Genomic DNA, 18,376 nt, shown 5'->3' with positions numbered 1-18,376 from the left:
GATGTAATTTGGTGTTGGGACTAATTAAATTAACGGTAAAGGACAGTTGTTAAAAAGAAAAGCAGAACAGAAGCCACGGACAAATAAATGGGTAAGTTGACAGACCTAGTACTGACTTGCAATGCCTTGGCATGGTCGGGTTCCACGTAAACTATATCGTTTTGCTGCAGATAAAAAAACGGCGAATTTAAAACGCTTTTGTTATTTAAGTTGATGCGGGTCGTGGTCCGCACATTATTTTTTTCCCGAATGATGAGCACATCGTCGCGGCGGCCGTAGCCGGTCATATCGCCAGCTAGTCCCAGGGCTTCCAAAACGTTTATCTTTTCACTGGGCACCGTAAACGTAGCGGGCCTGTTCACCTCGCCAATCACCGTGACCCGGAAATTTAAAAAGCGTACGGTTACAATAGGGGATTTTGCCGATTTTCCAACAATTGTTGTGATTTTATCCGCGGCCTCTTCCTTGGTAAGGCCGGTCATTTTTATTTTGCCAATGGTTGGTAAATTGATTTCACCGTTGGAGTCAACCAAATACCCTTCGTTAATCCGGTTAGTGGCGGCTGTTCCTGCGCCGCCACCAGTGGCTGCCGGAAGTAAAATGCCGCTGTTAAACATCAGGTTGGTCTCGGCATTCAGGCTGCTCACGATGATGCTCAACAAGTCACCGGACTCAATCTTCGTTTCGATTCTGTTTTGAATGGGGGTTTGGTCCGTGCTTGTGCCAGTCAAATCGCTAAAGTAAACCAGGTTGCGCCCCGCCGAGCAAGAAGTGAACAACGCTATGGCAATGCAAAGGAGGGCGTATAGGTACTTGGTAAAAGGCATGAATAGGGTTTTTGTAGTCTTTGGGAGCATGCTCGGCTGGTTTAGAGTCGGTAAATAGGATTATAGGATTAGAAACTCGCACCGGATTATTAATCTATGCAGTTGCCCAGTCCTAAAGATATCAAAAAATTCTAATACTGGTAGGTTGGTCCAGATAGTACCAGCCCAGCACCGTACATAACAGCGCAATGGCAGGCAAAGGCGCCATGCCGAGGAGAGCAATAGGCTGGTTTTACCAAGCGCAATGCAGGGACCCACTATTTTAGGCTACGCGCTTACGAGCGCTAGCATGGGCAACGAACCCAACGGCTTAGGACCCGGCGTGTTGGAAAAGTGGGTGCCCGCCAGCCGCATGGCCAGTGCCGCTACGGCTCGGCCTTGCGGCTGGCGGGCACCGGCCCGGGGGAAGCTGACCACTTATGGCCCGAATTCCATCGCTTTGAAACTTGAGCAGGACGGAACGGCGTTGCACTAGCGCCCCGCAACAATCGACCCTTGGAGTTGTAGTAGCGTGTTGCCCGATTGCAATGAATTAAAAAGCGTTATCGTGGCCTTTAATGGCTTGAATGACGGTCATCACGACGATTTTCAAATCGAGCAAAAACGACCAGTTCTTGATATACCAGATGTCGATTTTCACCCGCTTCGCCATTGCGATGGTTTCCTTCGTTTCGCCGCGGAAGCCGCGTACCTGGGCCAGGCCCGTGATGCCGGGCGTAACCGTGTGGCGCTCCATGAAACCGTTCACAACTTGGGAGTATTCCTCGGTGTGTTTGAGCATGTGAGGGCGCGGGCCCACAATAGACATCTCGCCCCGGAGGACATTGATGAATTGGGGGAGTTCGTCGATGTTGGTTTTGCGTATGAATGACCCAACACGGGTGATGCGGGCGTCCCCTTTGCTCGCCTGCCGATGGTTAGCTTCGGCATTCACACGCATGCTGCGAAACTTGAAGCAATAGAACGGTTGGTTGTCTTTGCCGGTGCGCAGCTGCTTAAAGAAGGCCGGGCCCTTGGATTCGAGCTTGATAAGTAAAGCCACCAAGGGGATGAGCCAGCTCAGCAAGAATACTACAACCAACAGAGCGAAAACGATATCGAATACCCGCTTGGCAGAGACGGCCTGTGCCTCGCTGCTTTGGTTACGGTATTCCCCGCTGGCGCTGATCGAGCCCCTAGGGTTGGGTAGCGTTAGGTTATATTCCATAATAAAGATTTGTGAAAGAGAGGGTGTTTATAAGAGGAGGTAAGGACAGACTGTGGGTGATAGAGAGCAGCTTCGGAATCTTTGCCGTTCAAACCGGCTGAAGTGGTGGTTGGGTGAATAAGTAGTCTGGCTCGCGGCCGTTATATATCAGGTTTTTTGTGTTAAACCTTACTGCTTAGGCTAGCAGAGGGGGAGAACGCGGATTAATGCAACTTTCCGATTTTTGTTCAATTGTGTACAGAACCGGTTGATTATCTAGCAAATATATGGGCCAATTGGCTTATGCCAAGTAATATATTTGCTTTCTGGTTTTTTTGATAAAAAAAACCACCAAAAAGTACTTGAAAAAATTGTATTTCGCAAAGGCAGACTTTGACCCGTTGTGAAAGCATTGGTGGAAGCCTGCTCCTGTTCGTTGTCGCTTCAAAAAACAACCTGATAATCTTATATCATTGGTTTTGAGTAATTTAAATAATATAAATATTTTAATAATTATATGTATTTAATGATTTGATAAGCTAGAGCGTTCCAAAGCCAATCAGCTGTGCAATCAGATACTACCGGCTAAGAAAACACGCAGTCCTTATCTAAATCCGTGATTTTACTATTTTATATATTCTTAAAAGTCCTTGTTAAACTGCCAACCCCCAAAAGACCGATTTACGGCATACCCATTTAGTCTAGGCACTGATTGTCGGCGATTGGCTCGATCCACAAGGCCTTGTGGTAAGCATTTAGGCGCCGAGTAAAGGCATTTAGTGCTATTCCCGTTAGGTTAAAGCCCCTAAGACTCGTTAAACGCAGCTAACCGCCCCACGCAACGGGCGGGTAGCCGTCTGCATCAAGCGGCGGCACGCCCTGCGCGTAGCGGTGCTAGTAAGGCCATTTTGTCTGGACGATGCTGCAACCGGCTGCCCCGCTCAGCGGGTCACCGGTTGCAGGCCGTTCGCTGCGCCATGGCCCACGGCCTTGGGCACGCGGTACCTACCCAACGGGGGCCTAACGGCCCGTTAGCGGTGGGAAATGGGAAGCCCGGATTGCGCGGCGGGTGCTATACTTCCACCTTCAGCGTGGCGGGCCGGTCGGTTACTTCAAACAGCTCGCCGTGGGGCACGATGGTAATCTGGCCGTATTCCTGGAGCAGCATCTTGTAGGCGTCGGCCACGGGGCGGGGCTTGCGGTCGAGGTCGTAGAGGCCACACGGGTTCACGGTCCCGGTTTTGGTGGCCAGGCCCTTGTCCCAGTCAATCTGGTCGATGAGCGAGTACCACGTGAAGCCCAGCACGGGCACGCCTTCTTTGCGCATGCGCAAAATGTTTACCCACTGCTTCCAGAGCCAGGTAGGGCCCTCGGCAACCTCCAGCACGTTGGTTTCGGTGTGCATCACCGGCTTTTGGTAGCGCTGGTAGTAGTCGTGGGTGATGTTGTACCAGCCCAGCACGTCCATGCTGACAACGGTTTCGCCGTTGGGCAGCATGATTTTTTCGTTGCGGCCGTAGTAGTCGTTGCCCATCACCTGGTACCCAGGAGGCTCACCGGCCATGAACCAGTCGTACTCACGCCGGGTCAGGCCGTTGTCGTACAAGTAGTTGAGTACCTCGCCTTCGGGGTGGTGGGCGTATAGCAAATCCAGCGAGGTGAAGCGCAGCAGGTTTTCCAGCTGCACGGCCGACGTGTGCGCGGCCCGCAGCTCGTGCGTGAACTCGGCCGACTCGCTCTGCACAATCACGCAGTCGGGGCGCTGCTTGGCAATTTGCTGGGTGCCCATGATGCTGGCCGCCACGCAGTGCTTCAGGGCCGTCACGAAGGCCTTGTCCGACTTCAACTGCTCGTTCCAGATGCCGTCTTTGGCGCTCATCTTGGCCGTCACGTAAATCTCGTTCACGGGCGTGTAGTAGCGCACCCACGGGTAGCGCTTGGCCACTTGCTCGCAGTAGTCGGCGAAGTGCACCACCAACTCAGGGTTCTGAAAATTACCCAACCAATCGGGCACCCCAAAGTGCATCAGGTCCAGGATGGGCGTGATGCCGAGGCGCTGCATCTCGGCCATTGCCAGGTCGGCAAATTCCCAATCGTACTTGCCGGGGCCCTGCTGAATCTTGTAGTATGGCAGCCCGTAGCGCAACACCTTCAGGCCCATTTCTTTCACCAAGCCCAGGTCTTCCTTGTAGCGGTTGTAGTGGTCGCACTCGGCCAGCAGGTCGCGGCGGGTCTTGCCGTTGTCGATGGTCGGGTAGCTGCACTCGATGCCGGTGGCGAACATAAAGTTGTTGGGCAGGCCCGTGGGCAAGCCGTTGCCGTTGTGCCCGTTAGCTCCGCCAAACTGGTCGCCCTCATAGTTGCCGTCCCCAAAACGGTCTTTTATTTCGGTGAGAAAGGATTTCATTTATAATCAATTAACAATGAGCATTTAACAATTAACAATAGCACAGACAATTGCTCATTGCCCATTGCTAATTGTTCATTGGCTTACGCATCGCGGCGCCGCTCGCGCTCCAGGAATTTATCGGCCGTGCGCAGGCTCAGGGCCATGATGGTCAGGGCCGGGTTCACGCTCAGAGCGCTGGGAAACGTGGAGTTGTCGGAGATGTAGAGGTTGGGCACATCGAAGGCACGGCCGTCGCGGTCCACTACGGCGTCGTCGCCGCTCAGGCCCATGCGGGCCGTGCCGATGACGTGGGCGTAGCGATTAAAGGCCCAGATGTCGGTGGCCCCGGCTGCTTCCCAGATGTCGCGCATGATGCGCTCGGCGTGGGCGTTCATGCGGTGCTCGTTTTCCTGGGCCGTGAAGTGCAGGCGCGGCTTGGGCAGCTGGCGGGCGTCCAGCTCATCGCTCAGCTCCAGGTAGTTGCTGCTGTGGGGCAGGCAGTCGCCGAGGATGTTGATGCCGGCGATGTGGTTGAAGCTGCGCATGTAGTCGCGCAGGGGCTGGCCCCACAGCTTGCGGCCCCGGGCCACCTGGCCGGAGAACGTCACGGGCATCACCCCGATGCTTTGCAGCAGGTAGCCGCCGGCAAAGTCGGCGCCCTTGGGCCGGTGGGTATCCTGCGAGATGAGGCCCCCGGGAATGCCTTTGTTGGGGCGCACCTCGTCGGCAAACGTGCCCCAGACCTGCACGCCGGGGTGGGCCATCAGGTTGCGGCCCACCTGGCCGCTGCTGAGGGCCAGCTCGTTCATCAGCAGCAGGCGCGGGGTTTCCACCGAGCCGCCGCAGAGGAACAGGTGGCGGCAGGCCTGGCGGTGCTGCTGGCCGTTCTGGGTGTACACCACGGCCGTGACGAGGCCCTGGGCGTTGCGCTCAATCTCGGTCACGAAGCTGTTGGGGCGGATGTCGGCCCCGTACTTCACCGCCAGCGGAATGAACGTCACGTCCATGCTGGCCTTGGCGCCGTTCGAGCAGCCGGCCTGGCAGAAGCCGCGGTTGGTGCAGGCCTCGCGCCAGCCCACGCCCTCCTGGTAATAGCGGGCCGACAGCGCCGCGTTGGCCGCGGGGGCCGTGCGGATGCCGATTTTTTCGGCCCCGCGCATCATCAATTGGGCGGCGCTGTTGAGCGGCAGCGGGGCCAGGGCGTAGCCCTTGGGCCGTCTGGGGCCCCAGGGGTAGGGCGTGGGGCCCGAAACGCCCAAAAACTGCTCCACCTCTTCGTAGTACGGGGCGAGGTCGTCGTAAGTCAGGGGCCAGTCTTCGCCCTTGTCAAAGTCGCGCTTGATGTGCAAATCGTCGGGCAGCGGGCGGGGGGTGTAGGCCGTGTAGTGCAGCGTGGAGCCGCCCACGCCGGTGCCCGAGTTGTTTTTGCCCATGGCCAGCGGGTCGCCGCCGGCCGAGAGGCGCTCATCGTTCCAAAACAGGAAGTCCTGCGCCCGCTCGTCGGTGGCGAAGTCCTTCTCGGGGTTGTGCCAGGGGCCGGCTTCCAGGGCCACCACCTTCAGGCCGGCCTGGGCGAGGCGGGCCAGCAAGGGGGCCCCCCCGGCCCCGAGGCCGATGACCACGCAGTCCACTTCTTCGAGGGGCGCGGTGGTGGGCTGGCCTTTTTCCTGCGGGATGTCCAGAGTCGGTGCGGTAGCGGGCGCATCGGCCATCAGCTCGCGCAGCAGCGGGTCCTGAATTACGGGTTCTACTGGGGTCAGCAGGCCTTCTTCTAGTACTTCTTCGTCGGGCATCTTTGCAGTGGGTGAGTGAGTGAATGAGCGAATGGGAGAATAAGGCTGTCGGGGAGCGTGTGCTGACATTGAAGTCATTCACTCATTCCTTCATTCGCTCATTCACCCATTGTCACTTCCCGGTCGTCCTTCTCGTTGAGGCCGATTTTGGTCCAGGCGGGCAGGTCGGCCATGCCTACGTAGCCGATTTCTTCCTGGGCCAGCGGGTGGGCGTAGTAAATCTCGGTCAGCTCGGCCAGCATTTCCTCGAAGAAGCGGGCGGCGTCCAGCGTTTGCCAAATGGCACCGGGCGGGGTGCCGCCGGCCACGGCCTCCATCACGTGGTGGCGCTGCTGGGTGTCGAGGGTTGGGAAATCGTTGAGGAACAGGGCCTGGGCGGTTTCCTGGATGCCGCCCAGGCCCAGGCGGTAAGCCTCGCGGTCGGGGGGCAGGGCGTCGTAGCGCCAGCCGTCGGCCCGGCCTTCCAGCAGGCGTTGGTCCACCGACGGGGCCAGCGGGATGGGCCGCTCGGGGCGGTCGGGCTGCGGAAACAGGCAGGCGGCCACGGCTTCGAGCAGGGCAAAGGTTTCGGGGGCCAGGAACTGCGGGGCGTAGTCGGCGGGCGCGTCGAGGCGCTGCTGCAAGGCCGTGCGGGTGGCCCCGGACACGTGCGCGGTGGGCAGCAGGGCGCGCACCGTGCCGGCCGGGTAGTGGGGAGCAGACATCAAGAAAGGGGGAAGCGGGCGGTGAAACGGCAAGGGCCAATAAACTCAACGGTGGATACCCGCCGCTGGTTGCCGAAAGCCTTTGGCAATCTTAAACCACCCGGGGCCCAATCGGTTGGCGCTGGGGCCCAAAAAAAGCAGCCGGCGCGGGCCGGCTGCTTTGGGCAACGAAGAAAAATGGGCGCCGGGCTTATTTGAACAAAGCCAGGGCCTTGAGGAAGGTTTGCGAAACGCCCCAGGCGAGGGGCAGGCCCACGAAGAGCCAGGCAATGACGGCGGAACCGCCCGACGAAGTGTCGGCGGCGTTGGAATTAGGGGCTTGCGGATTCATAATAAGGGGGCTGAAAGGTGAAACGGCCGCGGCTCAGTGGCCGCCGGCTTCGACGGTGACGGGGCCCTTTTCGTAGTACTGCTCCTTCACGGCGGTAATGGCCAGGTCGGCCAACAGGCCCACTACCAGTAAGCCCGCCATGGTGTAGAACACGTTCTGGTAGGCCGCTGCGCCGGTCAGGCCCTGTTCCTTGGCGTGGTCGTGCAGCTGGTGCACGATGAGGGGCCCCAGCACGCCGGCCGTGCTCCAGGCCGTGAGCAGACGGCCGTGAATGGCCCCCACCTGATACTTGCCGAACAGGTCGGACAGGAACGCCGGGGCCGTGGCAAAGCCGCCGCCGTACATGCTCACAATTACGCAGGCCGCAATCACATAAAACGCTAGTTGCAGGTTGTGCCCCAGCGTCGGCACCAGCGTATAGAGTAAAATGCCGAGGCCGAAGTAGATGGCGTAGGTGGTTTTGCGGCCCAGCTTGTCGGAAGCCGACGACCAGAAGAAGCGGCCCAGCAGGTTGAACAGGCTGAGTAGCCCCACGAAGCCCGCGGCGGCGGCGGCCGTCACGCCCAGGCCGGCCCCCATTGCCTTGTCCGAAAACGTGTCCTGGATGAGCGGCGAGGCCGTTTCGAGCAGGCCGATGCCGGCCGTTACGTTAGTCAGCAGCACCACCCACAGCAGCCAGAATTGCGGGGTTTTGATGGCGTTATCGGCCGATACGTTGCCCGCCGTTACGAGCGCGCTGTGCTCGGCGTTAGGCACATAGCCGGCCGGGGCCCAGTCGCTGGCGGGCACCCGGATGGTCCACACCCCGAACTGCATAAAGATGAAGTAGATGATGCCCAGCGTGATAAAGGTGGGCGCGACGCCCTGCGGGGCCGAGGCCTTGAAGTGCGTCATCAGCGCTACCGAGAGCGGCGAGGCAATCATGGCGCCGCCGCCGAAGCCCATGATGGCCATGCCCGTGGCCACGCCCTTGCGGTCGGGGAACCACTTGATGAGCGTGCTCACCGGCGAAATGTAGCCGATGCCCAGCCCGATGCCGCCCACGAAACCGTAGCCGAAGTAGAGCAGGAAAATGTTGTGCAGGCTCACGCCGAGCGAGCCGATGAGGAAGCCGCCGCCGAAGCACAGCGCCGACGCCAGCATGGCCTTGCGGGGCCCCACGCGCTCCAGCCACTTGCCAAACAGGGCGGCCGACAAGCCCAGCAGCACGATGGCGATGGAAAACGTGATGCCGATTTGGGTGGGCGTCCAGTCCAGGGCGTCGGGCTTGGCCGGGTCGCCGCTGATGAGCGAGCCCAGCGGCTTGTTGAACACGCTGAAGGCGTAGGCCTGCCCAATGGCCAGGTGAATGGCCAGGGCCGCGGGGGGCACCAGCCAGCGGTTGTAGCCGGGGCCCGCAATGGTGCGGCTCCGGTCGAGAATTGAAGTCGAAGTATCGGCCATGAAAGAAGGGGAGAGAGGGTGGGGAAAAAGAATAGCCTGGCAAATTGGGCTTTGGGAGGCCAACAATTTAAAGGAAGAAAGGTAGGCGCGTTTGCAGCCGTTCGGCCCTTTCGCCGCCAGAAACTTTGCTAATTAACTATAGGCAGGTTTCAAAGTGAATGAGTGAGTGGGCGAATGAGTGACTGAGCGAAGGTTAGACTTGCAACGCTCTCATTCACTCGTTCGCCCACTCACTCATTGAAGAAGCTACTCGTCGCTGCTGAGCTTGCCGCCGGTCACGTGCACGAGGCTGCCGGTCATAAACGAGCCGTCGTCGGAGGCGAGCAGCACGTAGGCCGGGGCCAGCTCGTCGGGCTGGCCGGGGCGCTTGAGGGCGACTTCGTGGCCGAACTTCGCAATCTCGTCCAGCGGCATGGTGCCGGGGATGTTGGGCGTCCAGACCGGGCCGGGCACCACGGCGTTCACCCGGATGCCGCGCTCGCCCAGGTACAGGGCCAGCGACTTGGTGAGGGCGTGGATGCCGGCCTTCGAGCAGGCGTAATCGACCAGCAGCGGGATGCCCGTGATGCCCACGATGCTGCCCGTGTTCACGATGGCGTCGCCCGATTGAAGGTGCGGAATGGCGGCCTGCGCCATCCACACGTAGCCCAGGATGTTGGTGTCGAACGTGCGGCGGATTTGCTCTTCCGGGATGTCCTCGAACTTCTCCTGGGCCATCTGGTAGGCGGCGTTGTTCACCAGCACGTTCAGCCGGCCGAACTCCTGCACGGTGCGGCGCACGGCCTGCTTGCACTGCTCGGGGTCGCGCACGTCGAGCTGGAGCACCAGGCAGCGGCGCTTTTCGGCTTCCACCATGGCCTGGGTTTGCTGGGCGTCGGCCAGGTTTTCGTTGAACACGACGGCCACGTGGGCCCCTTCCTTGGCAAAGGCCACGGCCACGGCCCGCCCAATGCCCGAGTCGGCCCCGGTGATGAGGGCAATTTTGTCCTGGAGCTTGCCGGCGGCGCGGTAGGCCCGCAGGTCCGACTGCGGCTGCATTTTCATGTCGGCTTGCTTGCCGGGGTAGGGCAGCTTCTGGGCCCCGGCCTTCATGTCTTTGGCCGTGGGGCGCACGGGGGCTTTGGAAGGGGCGGGTTTTTTGGGCTTGGGAGCGTCGGTGGGGCCCTTGGGGGCCGCGGCGGTGGGTTTTTTGGGGGGCATGGCGCAAATGAAGAGTGGGCCCTGGCTGTACGGCAGAATGGCCCCAATGGCTACGCCGGGGCCCTACGCTGCGGGGTCGGGGTACAGGGGCGGGCGCTCGGGCAGGGCGTGGCGGGTGCGGTAGCGCCCGTACCACACGGCGGCGGCCCACATGGCCAGCAGGGGCCCCACGAAGTAAATCCACAGCCCAGGGCCCAGCTGCGCGGCCACCGCCGTGCCCGTGGAGCGGGCCGGGTTCAGGCTCATGCCCGAAATGGGCGACTCGAACACGATGAAGAAACCGATGAGGCCGCCCGCAAACACGCTCGAAAACTTCTTGAGCCGCGGCGAGTGCAGCGCCGCCAGGATGGTCAGCAGAAAGCTCGCCGCAATCACCATTTCGGCCCCCAGCGCCAGGGCCCAGCCGTAGTCGCCGTCGATGGGCCGGGTGAGGTTGTGGTGCACTGATGGGTAGCCAAACCACGGCTTCAGCAGGTTGAACATGGCGAAGCCCGCCGCCAGGGCCCCCGTGAACTGGGCCAGCACGTACCACACCGCATCGGCGGTGCGGATGTGGCCCAGCTGCCAGAAGCCCAGCGTCACGGCCGGGTTGAAGTGGGCCCCCGAGCGCTTGCCCCAGGGCGACGCGCCGCAGGCCATCACCGTGGCGGCAACTACCAGGGCCAGCCCCGCGCGCTGCAACATCTCGTTGGGCCCCAAGGCCTGCACCACCCGCGAGCTGGGGTGGTGAAACACCACGGACGTGAGGCTCGACACCGTGAGGAAGATGGCGGGCCCGGCTACTTCGACCAGATAGTAGCGCCAGTGGCGGCGCAAAGCCGGAAGCAATTCGGAGGCAAAACCCATGGAACAAAGAGCGCTGGTAAACGCTCTACAACGCGGAAATGCCCGCGTGGTTGAAAATCAGTGGCGGGCGGCGGCCGCGGGGCCGCGGGTGGCGGCGTGCAGCTCGGCGGCGGTGTGGCCGGCTTGCAGGGCCACGAATTCGGCCTGCCAGGCCCGCACGCGCAGCTCGTCGCGGGCGGGCAGGTCGAGGCGCACGCGGGCCAGGGCGATGTTCACGTCGGCGTACACGGCGCGGGCGTAGTCCCAGTCGCGGTCGGTCCAGGCCTGGCGGCGGGCGCGGGTTTGCTGGAGCAGCTGCTGGTAGGGCCCCCCGATGGTGGCCGGCATCATGGCGTCGAGGTGCCCGGCGTAGGGCCCCAGCAGGTTGGCGGTGAAGATTTTTTTGCGGGCGGGGCTGAGCGGTTCGGCGCGGCGGGCGCGGTTGGCGGCGTCGTACTGGGCCGTTTGGCGGCCCAGGCGGGCCAGGGTGTGGGCCCCCTGCCGGGCCAGCGTGTCGAGCTTGCGCGACTGCTCGCGCACCACGGCCTGGCGCTCGCGCGGGGTCGAGTCGCAGGCCGTCAGCAGGCCAGCCAGGGCCCCCAGCGCCAGCGCGTGGGTCGAGAGCGAAAAGAACGTTTTCATGGCGGAAATGTACTTTAGAAAGCGCCGCCGCCGTCCTCCAGCTGCTCGCGCAGGGCCAGTTGCTGCTCGCGCAGGCCGGGCAAATTGGGGCACAGGGCCTCCAGCTGCTTGAGGGTGCGCAGGGCCCGGCGCGGGTCGGCCAGCTGCCGCAAAATGGCTGCCTGGCCCCACAGGGCCCCGAAGTGCCGGGGCTCGCGGCGCAGGGTTTCGGCAATGTCGGCGAGCGAGGCGCGGTAGTCGCCGCGCTGGTAGTAGGCGGTGGCGCGCTTGTTCCAGCCCTCGGCCAGGTGCGGGGCGGCGGCAATCAGCTCATCAAACACGCCGATGGCGCGGGTGAAATCGGCGGCTTGCAAGGCCCGCATGCCGGCCTCCAGCTGCTTGTCGAGGGCGGCGTCGCCGGTCGTGAGCCACACCTGCCAGATGCCGTTTTGCAGGGCCTCAATCTCGGCCGGCGCCGTGGCGGTGCGGAGCTGGGCAAACAGGTCATTTAACATTTAGCAATTAACATTTAACAAGCTGACGGCTGGGCCGATGTGGGCATAATGTGCCGAAAATAGCTGAGCAAGTGACTGCAACGAACAGCGGGTTCGCCCAAAGCAGTACGGGTGTTAAATGTTAATTGCTAACTGTTAAATGACTAAAACAACTCCTTGGCCACTTTTCGGATGCTCTCGGCCTTGCCCATCGAGTAGTAGTGCAGGCAGGGCACGCCGTGGGCCATCAGCTCGCGGCTTTGGTTGAGGCACCACTCGATGCCCACGACGCGGGCGGCCTCGTTGTCGCGGCACTGGCTCACGGCTTCCACCAGGGCCTCGGGCAGGTTGAGGAAGAAGGTGCGCGGCAGCATGGTGAGCTGCGCTTTCGTCGTCAAGGGCTTGAGGCCGGGGATGATGGGCACGGTGATGCCGGCCTCGCGGCAGCGGCGCTCGTAGTCGAAAAACTGCTCGTTGTCGAAAAACATCTGGGTCACGATGTAGTCGGCCCCGCGGTCCACCTTGTGCTTGAGGTAGCGGATGTCGGCCCCGGAGTTGGGGGCCTCGAAGTGCTTCTCGGGGTAGCCGGCCGTGCCGATGCAGAAGTCGGTGGCCCAGGTATCGTCCTGGGCCTCATCCAAATACTCGCCCTTGTTGAGGTCGGCCAGCTGGCCGATGAGGTCGCAGGCGTAGGCGTGGCCGTCGGGCTCGGCCTTGAACACGCCGTCCGACTTTATCGGGTCGCCGCGCAGGGCCAGCACCGAGTCGATGCCCAGGAAGTGCAAGTCAATCAGCGCGTTCTCGGTTTCTTCCTTCGTGAAGCCCCCGCAAATCAGGTGCGGCACGGTGTCCACATCGAAGCGGTTCTTGATGGCCGCGCAGATGCCCACCGTGCCCGGCCGGCGGCGCACGGTTTTCTTTTCGAGCAGGCCGTTGGGGTGCTGGCGGTACACGTATTCCTCGCGGTGGTAGGTCACGTCGATGAACGGCGGCTTGAATTCCATCAGCGGCTCGATGTTGGAGAACAGCGTGCGGATGTTCTCACCCTTTTTGGGCGGCAAAACCTCGAAGGAAAACAACGTTTTGCCGTCGGCTTTGGCGAGGTGGTCGGTAACTTTCATTGTTGAGCTTTTAGCTATTAGCTGCTAGCTGTTAGCTTTCAAAAAAATATCAATGGCCAAGAGCTAATAGCTAGCAGCTAAAAACCAACGGCTTCTACGAGGGCTCGTAGTTCAGATTCGGCATCAGCCAGCGTTCCAGCTCGGGCAGGGCCATGCCCTTGCGCTGGGCCATGTCCACCACCTGGTCGCGGCCGATGCGGCCCAGGCCGAAATAGCGCGCGTCGGGGTGGGCGTAGTACATGCCGCTGACGGCCGCCGTGGGGTACATGGCCAGGTTTTCGGTGAGGGTGATGCCCGTCTGGCGCTCGGCGTCCAGGAGTTGGAAAAGGGTGATTTTCTCGGTGTGGTCGGGGCAGCCGGGGTAGCCGGGGGCCGGGCGCACGCCCTGGTACTTCTCCTGGATGAGGTCGTCGCCGGTCAGCTTTTCGTCGGCCGCGTAGCCCCAGAACTCCTCGCGCACGCGCTGGTGCAGGCGCTCGGCGAAGGCCTCGGCCAGGCGGTCGGCCAGGGCCTTCACCATGATGCTGGAGTAGTCGTCGTGGTCCTTCTCGAAGGCCTCCACCAGCTTCTCGATGCCGATGCCGGTCGTCACGGCAAAGCCGCCCATGTAATCGGCGCGGCCGCTGTCCTTGGGCGCCAGAAAGTCGGAAAAGGCGATGTTGGGGATGCCGGGGCCCTTTTCGCCCTGCTGGCGCAGCGTGAAAAACTCGGCCGCCACGGCCTGGCGCGAGTCGTCGGCGTACAGCTCAATGGTGTCGTGGCCCACCGTGTTGGCCGGCCAGAAGCCCACCACGGCGCGGGCCGTGAGCAGCTTCTCCTCAATAATTTTCTTCAGCATCACTTGCGCATCCTCAAAGAGGCGACTGGCCGCCTCGCCCAGGTTTTCGTCGGTGAGGATGCGCGGGTAGCGCCCCTTCAACTCCCAGGTGTGAAAAAACGGCGTCCAGTCGATGTACTGGGCCAATTCAGCCAGGTCGTAGTTGTCGAACGTTTTGGTGCCCAAGAAGCTGGGCTTGGTGATGGGGGCCCCGGCCCAGTCGATTTTTACGCCGTTGGCGCGGGCATCGGCAATGGTCTGGTAGTTTTTGTCGCGCTGGCGGCCGGCGTAGTCGGTGCGCAGGGCGGCGTAGTCGGCGGCCACGGTTTGGGCGTAGGCGGCCTCGCCCGAGCCGAGCAGGCCGGCGGCCACGCCCACGCTGCGCGAGGCGTCGTTCACGTGGACCACGGCCCCGTCGTAGGCCGGCGCGATTTTGACGGCCGTGTGCAGGCGCGAGGTCGTGGCCCCGCCGATGAGCAGGGGCACTTTCAGGCCGCGCTTTTTCATGGCCTGCGCCACGTACACCATCTCGTCGAGGCTGGGCGTAATGAGGCCGGAGAGGCCGATGATGTCGGCCCCCTGCGCCACGGCCTCGTCCAGAATCCGCTCCAGCGGTACCATCACGCCCAGGTCCACGATGTCGAAGTTGTTGCAGGCCAGCACCACGCCCACGATGTTCTTGCCGATGTCGTGCACGTCGCCTTTCACCGTGGCCAGCAGGATTTTACCCGCCGTTTGGCGGTCGCCGCTCTGCTTGTCGGCCAGCAAATACGGCTCCAAATAGGCCACCGCCTTTTTCATCACGCGGGCCGATTTCACCACCTGGGGCAGGAACATCTTGCCGGCCCCGAACAGGTCGCCCACCACGTTCATGCCGCTCATCAGGGGCCCCTCAATCACGTCGAGCGGCCGGCCTACTTGCTGGCGTACCTCCTCGGTGTCCTGGTCGATGAACTCGGTGATGCCTTTAATCAAAGCGTGTTGCAGGCGCTCCTGCACCGGCAGGGCGCGCCAGGCGTCGGCTACTACCTCGGTTTTGTCCTTCTTCTTAACGGTTTCGGCGAAGTCCACCAGGCGCTCGGTGGCGTCGGCGCGGCGGTTCAGCAGCACGTCCTCCACCAGCTCCATCAGGTCCTTGGGCACGTCGTCGTACACGGCCAGCTGGCTGGGGTTCACGATGCCCATGTCGAGCCCGGCGCGGATGGCGTGCAGCAGGAACGACGAGTGAATGGCCTCGCGCACCACGTCGTTGCCCCGGAACGAGAACGAGATGTTGCTCACGCCGCCGCTCGTCAGGGCCCCCGGCAGGGTGGCCTTGATCCAGCGCACGGCCTCGATGAAGTCGAGCGCGTAGGTGCGGTGCTCCTCCATGCCCGTGCCCACGATGAGGATGTTGGCGTCGAAGATGATGTCCTCGGCCGGGAAGCCGATGCCCAGCAGCAGGTCGTAGCTGCGCTGGCAAATTTCCTTGCGGCGCGCCAGGGTGTCGGCCTGGCCGTCCTCGTCGAAGGCCATCACCACCATGGCCGCGCCGTACTGGCGCACGGTGCGGGCCCGCTGCAAAAACACCTCTTCGCCCTCTTTCAGCGAAATCGAGTTCACGATGCTCTTGCCCTGCACGCACTTCAGGCCGGCCTCCAGCACGCTCCACTTCGAGGAGTCAATCATCAGCGGCACCCGCGAAATGTCGGGCTCCGAGGCAATCAGGTTCAGGAAAGTCGTCATGGCCTGCTCCGAGTCGAGCATGCCCTCGTCCATGTTGATGTCGAGCACCTGGGCCCCGCCCTCCACCTGGGCGCGGGCCACGGCCAGGGCCTCCTCGTAGGCCCCCGTGCGAATGAGCCGCGCGAAGGCCCGCGAGCCCGTCACGTTGCACCGCTCGCCCACGTTCACAAACAGCGTTTCCCGGGTGATGCCGAAGGGCTCCAAGCCGCTCAGGCGCGTAGCCGGTACAATTTCGGGCAGCGGGCGCGGCCGGTACTGCCGGGCCAGGCGGCTCAGCTCGGCGATGTGCTGGGGCGTGGTGCCGCAGCAGCCGCCCACCACCGTCACGATGCCGTCCTTCAGGTAATCCTCCACCAGGGCCGCAAACTCCTGGGCCGACTCGTCGTAGCCGCCGAAGGCGTTGGGCAGGCCGGCGTTGGGGTAGGCCGAAATATGCACGTCGGAAATGCGGCTCAGCTCCTCCACGTACTGCTTGAGCTGGTTGGCCCCCAGGGCGCAGTTCAGGCCCACGCTCAGCAGCGGCAGGTGGCGGATGGAGTTCCAGAACGCCCCCACCGTTTGGCCCGAGAGCGTGCGGCCCGAGGCGTCGGTGATGGTGCCCGAAATCATGATGGGCACCTGGCGTCCGCCGTCGTCAAAGAATTTCTGCACCGCGTACAGTGCGGCCTTGGCGTTGAGCGTGTCGAAGATGGTTTCGATGAGCAGCGTGTCCACGCCGCCGTCCACGAGCCCGCGCACCTGCTCCAGGTAGGCGGCGGCCAGCTCGTCAAACGTCACGGCGCGGTAGCCGGGCCGGTTCACGTCGGGCGAGAGCGAGGCGGTGCGGTTGGTGGGCCCCACGGCCCCGGCCACGAAGCGCGGCTGCTCGGGCGTCAGCGCCGAATACTCGTCGGCCGCGTCGCGGGCCAGCCGCGCCGACTCGTAGTTCAACTCATACACCACGTGCTCCAGGCCGTAGTCGGCCTGGGCGATGGTGGTGCCCGAGAACGTATTGGTTTCCACCATGTCGGCCCCGGCGGCAAAATACTCGGCGTGGATGCCGCGAATAATATCGGGCCGCGTCAGGCTCAGCAGGTCGTTGTTGCCGCGCAGGGGCTTGGGGTGGTCGGCGAAGCGGGCCCCGCGGAAGTCCTCCTCCGTGAGCGGGTGGCGCTGAATCATGGTGCCCATGGCGCCGTCGAGCACCAGCAGGCGCTGGCGCAAAATGGCGGGCAACGGGCTACAACCCGTGGCGTCGGCCACGGTCGTTTCGGGAGCGGTAAGGGCGGTAGCAGACATTCTAACCAGATAAAAAACGACGGAAACCCGTGCCTATCCAGAAAGAAACCCGGGCCCCAGGGGCGCGGTTCCGGCTGTCATCTTCTTCGGCCAAACGCGTTGGCAGAACGGGAGTTGGCACCTACTCAAAGCAGGTTGCCAAGACGTCACAGGGCCCAGTCCCTCGGTCTTTCTGGATAGCAGCTACGGCGAAGATACGCACGAAAAAGAAGTGCTGGCCTTGGGGGCCGCGCTACAACGGCCAAGCCGGCCACGCGGTGCCGGGGGCAAAGTCCGTCAGCTCGGCCGGCAATTCCAGAAACGCATCGGCCCCGAGCAGGCCGGCCAAATCGCCGGAGCCGCCCACAACCACCGGCGTGGCGCGGCGCACGCCCAGCGCGTCCACGGCAATGGCCACCGGCAGCAGGTGCGCCAGCGCGGGCCGGAACTGCACGGCCGCCGTGAGCACGGCCGGCGTGGGGCCCGGGGGCCCGGCCGCCGGCTGCTGGCGGGCCAGCAGCCAGGGCCGCACGTAGCGGGCGGCGGTGAGCAGCGTCGAGACCGGGTTGCCGGGCAGGCCGAACACCACGGGGCCCCCGCCGGCCCGGGCCCCAAACCACATGGGCTTGCCGGGGCGCTGGTTCACTTCGTGGAAAATTTCTTCCACGCCCAACTCGCGCAGCAGCGTGGGCAGGTGGTCGGCGCGGCCCTTGCTCACGGCCCCGCTCAGCACCACGGCATCGAAGCCGGCGGCGAGGATGTTCGTCAGGCCCTGGCGCAGCGTGGGCAGGTCGTCGGGCAAATGAAACAGGTGCACGTCGGCCCCGGCGGGGGCCAGCAGGGCCTGCACGGCGTAGGCGTTGGAGCGCCGGATTTGGTGGGGCAGGGGCGTGGCGGCCACCTCCACCAGCTCGTCGCCGGTGCTCACCACCGCCACCCGGGCGAGGCGCGCCACGCGCACTTCGGCGGCCCCCACGGTGGCGGCCACGGCCAGGGCGGCGGGCGTGAGGCGGGTGCCGGCGGGCAGCAGCAGGTCGCCGCGGCGGCGGTCGGTGGCCCGGGCGTGGATGTTCACGCCGGCCCGGGCGGCTGGCTGTATGTTAATGGTCGCCTGGTGGTTATCGATGGTAACGTCCTCGTAGCGCACCACCGCGTCGGCCCCGGGGGGCAGCACGGCGCCGGTCATCACCTCCACGGCCACGCCCGGGCCGGGCAGCGGCCGGGCGGGGGCCCCGGCAAACTGCGCGTGCGCCACCGGAAACACCGTTTGGCCGCCGGCCCAGGCGGCGTGGGCCACGGCGATGCCGTCCATCGCCACCCGGTCGAAGGGCGGGAAGTCGCGGTCGGCGGCCAGGTCTTCGGCCAGGACACGGCCGGCGGCTTCGGGCAGGGGCAGGGTTTCGGGCGGCAGCGGGCGGGCGGTGGCCAGCACGCGGGCGTAGGCTTCGGCGACGGAAATCATTTTATTTAACATTTATCAGTTAACATTTAGCACCAGTACGGCTTTTTTGGAGCACCAGGAGCCACTTGCTGGGGCCCCTGGTCGCGGCATTCTGGGGGATATTAACTGATGTTACGCAGCGCTCCGTAGCGCGAACTACAAAGTTCGCGCTACTCCCCTGGGCCCCCTTGGCTGAAGAACT

Annotated in this window: 14 protein-coding genes and 1 riboswitch; all 14 genes read right to left on the bottom strand. The window is 63.0% G+C overall.

The window, feature by feature from the left end; genetic code table 11:
• Positions 1 to 29: 29 nt before the first annotated feature.
• A complete protein-coding gene (locus tag HNP98_RS07410; protein ID WP_173809419.1) occupies positions 30 to 827 on the bottom strand; it encodes a polysaccharide biosynthesis/export family protein in 798 nt (265 codons plus the stop codon).
• 532 nt (positions 828 to 1,359) lie between these two features.
• Positions 1,360 to 2,034: an exopolysaccharide biosynthesis polyprenyl glycosylphosphotransferase gene (locus HNP98_RS07405; protein WP_173809418.1), complete on the bottom strand. Its 675-nt coding sequence runs from the start codon at positions 2,032 to 2,034 to the stop codon at positions 1,360 to 1,362.
• 1,051 nt (positions 2,035 to 3,085) lie between these two features.
• Positions 3,086 to 4,420: a family 1 glycosylhydrolase gene (locus HNP98_RS07400; RefSeq protein ID WP_173809417.1), complete on the bottom strand. Its 1,335-nt coding sequence runs from the start codon at positions 4,418 to 4,420 to the stop codon at positions 3,086 to 3,088.
• Positions 4,421 to 4,503: 83 nt separating this feature from the next.
• The gene (locus tag HNP98_RS07395) at positions 4,504 to 6,195 is read right to left on the bottom strand and encodes a GMC family oxidoreductase (protein ID WP_173809416.1); all 1,692 of its coding nucleotides are present in this window, start codon (positions 6,193 to 6,195) and stop codon (positions 4,504 to 4,506) included.
• 98 nt (positions 6,196 to 6,293) lie between these two features.
• Complete coding sequence (locus HNP98_RS07390) at positions 6,294 to 6,899, bottom strand: gluconate 2-dehydrogenase subunit 3 family protein (protein WP_173809415.1); 606 nt, start codon at positions 6,897 to 6,899, stop codon at positions 6,294 to 6,296.
• 190 nt (positions 6,900 to 7,089) lie between these two features.
• A complete protein-coding gene (locus tag HNP98_RS07385) occupies positions 7,090 to 7,230 on the bottom strand; it encodes an MFS transporter small subunit (RefSeq protein ID WP_173809414.1) in 141 nt (46 codons plus the stop codon).
• A gap of 33 nt (positions 7,231 to 7,263) precedes the next feature.
• Positions 7,264 to 8,673 carry an L-lactate MFS transporter gene (locus tag HNP98_RS07380; protein WP_173809413.1) on the bottom strand — a complete coding sequence of 470 codons (1,410 nt, stop codon included), beginning with the start codon at positions 8,671 to 8,673 and terminating at the stop codon, positions 7,264 to 7,266.
• A 246-nt stretch (positions 8,674 to 8,919) separates the two neighbouring features.
• A complete protein-coding gene (locus HNP98_RS07375) occupies positions 8,920 to 9,765 on the bottom strand; it encodes an SDR family oxidoreductase (protein WP_246275034.1) in 846 nt (281 codons plus the stop codon).
• 171 nt (positions 9,766 to 9,936) lie between these two features.
• A complete protein-coding gene (locus tag HNP98_RS07370; RefSeq protein ID WP_173809411.1) occupies positions 9,937 to 10,719 on the bottom strand; it encodes an MIP/aquaporin family protein in 783 nt (260 codons plus the stop codon).
• 57 nt (positions 10,720 to 10,776) lie between these two features.
• Positions 10,777 to 11,340: a hypothetical protein gene (locus HNP98_RS07365; protein WP_173809410.1), complete on the bottom strand. Its 564-nt coding sequence runs from the start codon at positions 11,338 to 11,340 to the stop codon at positions 10,777 to 10,779.
• Positions 11,341 to 11,354: 14 nt separating this feature from the next.
• Complete coding sequence (locus HNP98_RS07360) at positions 11,355 to 11,834, bottom strand: tetratricopeptide repeat protein (RefSeq protein WP_173809409.1); 480 nt, start codon at positions 11,832 to 11,834, stop codon at positions 11,355 to 11,357.
• Positions 11,835 to 11,977: 143 nt separating this feature from the next.
• A complete protein-coding gene (gene metF, locus HNP98_RS07355; RefSeq protein ID WP_173809408.1) occupies positions 11,978 to 12,934 on the bottom strand; it encodes a methylenetetrahydrofolate reductase [NAD(P)H] in 957 nt (318 codons plus the stop codon).
• Positions 12,935 to 13,028: 94 nt separating this feature from the next.
• Complete coding sequence (metH, locus tag HNP98_RS07350; RefSeq protein WP_173809407.1) at positions 13,029 to 16,754, bottom strand: methionine synthase; 3,726 nt, start codon at positions 16,752 to 16,754, stop codon at positions 13,029 to 13,031.
• A gap of 74 nt (positions 16,755 to 16,828) precedes the next feature.
• Positions 16,829 to 16,937: riboswitch (SAM riboswitch) on the bottom strand.
• A 49-nt stretch (positions 16,938 to 16,986) separates the two neighbouring features.
• Positions 16,987 to 18,195, bottom strand: coding sequence for a molybdopterin molybdotransferase MoeA (locus HNP98_RS07345; protein ID WP_173809406.1), 1,209 nt, complete (start codon positions 18,193 to 18,195; stop codon positions 16,987 to 16,989).
• Positions 18,196 to 18,376 lie beyond the last annotated feature (181 nt).

This window comes from Hymenobacter caeli, from assembly GCF_013294115.1.
Classification (GTDB): domain Bacteria; phylum Bacteroidota; class Bacteroidia; order Cytophagales; family Hymenobacteraceae; genus Hymenobacter; species Hymenobacter caeli.
This window is presented reverse-complemented; position numbering and strand designations above follow the sequence as displayed.